The organism is Mailhella sp., assembly GCF_057866825.1.
Window position 1 is genome coordinate 1 of record NZ_DBMAHT010000176.1, and the last position, 3,348, is coordinate 3,348.

A 3,348-nucleotide genomic window follows, 5' to 3' on the forward strand; every position below is an offset into this window, starting at 1 on the left:
GCGGGGGAAGAGAGGGAAAATTTTTCAAAATTTTCCCTCTCTTCCCCCGCATTCTTCCCTTCCCTCCCCCCTTTCTGCCTTCTTCTTTACTTCGGTTTTAGCGGCTGGTATTCTTGCCGGGGCTGAGGGGGCGGCGGCGCTCTCTTTTTTTTGAAGACTGCAAACGTTTGGGAGCGACCATGCTGCTTTCCTCCATTGTGAAGGGGTACAGGAAGATCAGGGTGCTTTGTATCGGCGATGTGATGCTCGATCATTTTCTTTACGGGAAGGTTGAGCGTATTTCGCCGGAAGCGCCTGTACCCGTTTTCAATTTTCAGAGCGAGAAGAAGATGCTCGGCGGTGCGGGCAACGTGGTGGCCAATCTGCACAGTCTGGGCTGCTCGGCGGACATCATCTGCTTCATCGGCGACGACGAGGCGGGGCGGCAGGTGCATGCGCTTTTGGAGCAGGTATGCGATCATGTGGCCGCGCTGGTGGTTCCCGGATTTCCCACCATTGAAAAAACGCGCGTGATTGCGGGCAACAATCATCTGCTGCGCATTGACAACGAGCGTCGTTTCCAGTGCGACGACGAAATTCTCGGCTCGAAGCTTGAAGAGCGCGTGCGGGAAGCGGACATCGTGCTGCTTTCCGACTATGCCAAGGGGCTGCTTTCCCCGGAGCGTTGTCAGCGTGTGGTGAAGGCGTGTGTGGAAGCGCAAAAGCCCGTCATTGTTGATCCCAAGGGCGACGATTACTCGAAGTACGCCGGGGCCACGGTGGTGAAGCCCAATCTCACGGAATTCAATCAGGCCACGGGCCTGAGCTGTCATCCCTCCGAGCCGGATTTTCAGGACAGGCTGCGCGAAGGGGCGACCCGGCTTTTTGAGCGCTACGGCATACGGAATCTGCTGGTCACGCTGAGCGAATACGGCATGGCCTTCGTTTCGGCGGCGCATCCCGACGAAGTGTTCCGTATTCCCACCGAAGCGCGGGAAGTGTTCGACGTTTCGGGTGCGGGCGACACGTCGCTCGCAACGTTCGGGGCGTCGCTGGCGGCCGGAGCCGACATTCAGGACGCCATGAAGCTGGCCAACATTGCGTCCGGGGTGGCGGTAGGCAAGCTCGGCACCTCCTGCGTGACCGCGCAGGAAATTCTCGACGCGCTTTCGCGGCGGCGCTCTTCAACGGGGCTCGGCTGGAAGCAGAAGAACAAGATCGTGAGTCGGCGCGAGGCCGCGGCCATTGCGGCGCAGTGTCGCGAACAGGGCAAAAAGGTGGGCTTCACCAACGGCTGTTTCGATCTGCTGCATCAGGGGCATCTGCATTCTCTCATGCAGGCGCGCTCGCAGTGCGACGTGCTCATGGTGGGCCTGAACACCGATGCCTCGATCAAGCGGCTCAAGGGGCCGGAACGTCCGATTCAGGACGAAAAGACCCGCGCCCTTCTGCTCGCCTCGCTGGAATTTGTGGATTTCGTCATCATGTTCGACGACGACACCGCCCTGCCCCTTGTGGACGCCATTCGTCCCGACGTCATTCTCAAGGAAGGCTACACCATCGACCGCTGGCCCGAGGCGCAGTTTGTGGAAAGCTACGGCGGCAAGGCCGTCACGCTCTCACGGCTCGACGGCTACTCCACCACGCAGACCATTGCGCGCATGAAGGGCTGAGACGTTCAAAATTCTGGGGCCGGACGCAGAACGCGTCCGGCTTTTTTGTTGATGCAGGGAGTTTGCCGCCTGCGGGAGCGCAGAACCTCAGAACGGCCCGGCCATGCCTTTCTCACGCAGAGCGACCGTTTCGGAGCCGCCCGGGGAAGGTCGCTCTTCCCCGCAGACGCCCCCGTGATTCCGCTCCGGGACATGGAGAGGGCCTATATTCTTCATGCGCTCCGCAGGGCAAACGGCAAGCTCACGGGCAAGAACAGTGCCGCCGAAATGCTGGACATCAACGGAGGAACGCTGCGCAGTCGCATGGTCAGGCTCGGCCTGGATCCGAAAAAGCGCGCGGACTGAGCCCCGCCCACCCCCACATGTGCCGACGCGCGTTGCAGGCGCAAGCGAGACGGCGCGCTTCGCCGTGCGCTCTCCCCGGACGCCCGCGCTCCGCATCACGCGCGTTCGGAGAGGCCCGGCACTCTGTACTTTTATGCACAAGTGATCCAGCTTGCCCGAAATGGGCTGCGGCGCAGCGGCTTCCTCTCTTGCTGGCGCGGCCTGTTGCGCTGCATTTCTGCTAAACCGTGTGAAAGATTTGTTCTTTTACAGTAAAAAGCCCTCTGGAAAAAAATGTCTCCCCGTGTTTGACAATTTTTGAAAACCTATTAGTCTGAAAAAAATCGTCTTCCCGGATCGTCTTCTCCTCCGCTTCGCGCGGAACATCGGAGACCGTCCGTCCGCACCTGCGGCCCGGGCGCATCCGACTTTCGGAGGGGCGTTGTTATCTCCTTTTCGGGAGGTAAGTCATCCCGGGCAGATGTCCGCCGGTTTTTTCTCTCTCCTTGTACGGTACAGGGCCAGAATCCGCGCGGCAACGTTTTTCCCCTGTCCCGCCATGGATCGGCTGCTGCTCACTCTGACCATCATTTTCGTCAGCCTCATTGCCGGATACGCCTTCCGGCAGTGGGTGAGTTCCGGCTCGTCCCCGATGAGCGAGACCACCTTCTCCGCCCTGCGCCTTCTCATGCAGAAGGTGTCCATGTTCGGGCTCATTCCCCTTTCCGCCATGCTCTCCCTGTGGGGCCTGCCTTCTCCCGATCCGCGCCTGCTCTGTCTGCCCGCCCTCGGGCTGGCCGCCTGGGTCTCGGGCGGCGCGCTCGCCCTGCTCTTCTCCCGCGCCATGCGCCTCGACAGGCCCCGCACCGGCAGCATGTACTGCTGCGGCACCTTCACCAACATCGGCGCCGTGGGCTCGCTCGTGGCCGTCATGCAGTTCGGCGAGCAGGCCATCGCCATGGCCTCCCTCTACCGCCTCTGCGAGGAAATGTTCTACTTCGGCGTGGCCGTGCCCGTGTCCCGCAGCTTCGGCTCCGATTCCGGCAACACTCGCTCCCGCCGATTCCGCCTCGATCCCGTGCTGATCGCCATCGTGACAGCCCTCGCCCTCGGCCTCTGCCTCAATCTCGCCGGAGTGCGTCGTCCCGCGGCGCTCGGCACGGTGTCCACCGCGGCCATGATCGCCGCCACCGTGGGCTTCCTTCTCTCCATAGGCATGGGACTGCGTCTTTCGCGCATGAGCATGTACGTGCGCGAATCCGCCGTCATATCTCTCATCAAATTTGCGTTCGTGCCCGTCATCGTCACCTCGCTGGCCGCCCTGGCCGGTCTGGGCGACGTGGACGGCGGCATTCCCCTCAGGGTGACCGCC

3 protein-coding genes are annotated in these 3,348 nt (G+C 61.7%); all 3 read left to right on the forward strand.

Going from position 1 to position 3,348, the window contains the following annotated elements; all coding sequences use genetic code 11:
* Window positions 1-179 precede the first annotated feature (179 nt).
* Entirely contained in the window at window positions 180-1,652 is a 1,473-nt protein-coding gene (locus tag ACZM96_RS10280; protein ID WP_489488926.1) for a PfkB family carbohydrate kinase, read from the forward strand.
* Window positions 1,653-1,844: 192 nt separating this feature from the next.
* Window positions 1,845-1,997, forward strand: a complete 153-nt coding sequence (locus ACZM96_RS10285) for a helix-turn-helix domain-containing protein (RefSeq protein WP_489488927.1) — start codon at window positions 1,845-1,847, stop codon at window positions 1,995-1,997.
* 538 nt (window positions 1,998-2,535) lie between these two features.
* A partial coding sequence (locus ACZM96_RS10290; protein ID WP_489488929.1) for an AEC family transporter occupies window positions 2,536-3,348 on the forward strand: 813 nt, incomplete at its 3' end.

Excerpts from the sequence above, each read along its gene's own strand:
- ACZM96_RS10280 (WP_489488926.1), top strand. The coding sequence starts at position 180 with ATGCTGCTTTCCTCCATTGTGAAGGGGTACAGGAAGATCAGGGTGCTT.
- ACZM96_RS10285 (WP_489488927.1), top strand. The coding sequence starts at position 1,845 with ATGGAGAGGGCCTATATTCTTCATGCGCTCCGCAGGGCAAACGGCAAG.